Raw genomic sequence first — 848 nt, forward strand, 5'->3', positions numbered from 1 at the left:
TATGGGATCTAATACTATCGTGCTGCTGATCTGCAAACTGTCTACCTGCATCCAAACCGCGACCATCATCAAAGCCACGTAAAAACATGCCCCTAAAGTCAGGAACTTTAAAGGTTGTATCGCTGTCTTTTCCCCATTTGTCACCTATCGCCTTGAATAATTGCGGATAATCTTTACGCTCATAGACTGCACCATCACATAAAAGCCACCCACTTGGCAATTCTTGCATAGCAAAGGTTGCAATAAACCCGCAAGGGAAGGTTTCGACCTTTGGTGGTGGAAGTGGTGTGGGATTTAAGAGATACCAACCATCATGTTCTTTTGTTGATGCATCGCTATTATAGACTATTGCATAAATACCACCCGTTTGTAATTCACCACCCTCTAATGGTACAATACCCATGTTCGTGGCTTTATAGAGTGGCGTTGCTCCTATATTATTCACATTTATTGTTGTAGATCCCACATTCACACCACGCGCCTTAAAGTGTAGAATGATATCATTTTTATATTTTGCTATAGGTGAAATCGTTGTTAACGTTATCGATGTTGTTTTCTCTTGTCTGTTCACCATAAAGTTTGCATCAAGGGAACCACCATTATCGGCAAGATATTCACGCACACGCTGCATCATGACACGTGCACTATCATTGACAGAACTAGGGGGTTGTCCCTCTGCCCAATTAATCATGCTATCTGAATGCGCATTTTCATCAGCTGTCAACGACCAATCATAAATATCAGACATGATAAGCCCCCGTTCTTCTTAATAACTCTTCTTGTAATTGTTGCTTTTTTTGCTGTCCATATGAGCGAACAGGATTTCTCCTTGAGGGATCAATTAAGAG

General features: G+C 41.3%; 1 protein-coding gene. It reads right to left on the bottom strand.

What is annotated here, in order from left to right; translation table 11 throughout:
* Positions 1-748: gene transfer agent tail collar protein BgtC (gene bgtC, locus ACFIO5_RS11060; RefSeq protein WP_375705429.1), on the bottom strand; the 748-nt coding region annotated here is incomplete at its 3' end.
* Between the last annotated feature and the right edge of the window lie 100 nt (positions 749-848).

Source organism: Bartonella sp. AA86SXKL (assembly GCF_042196885.1).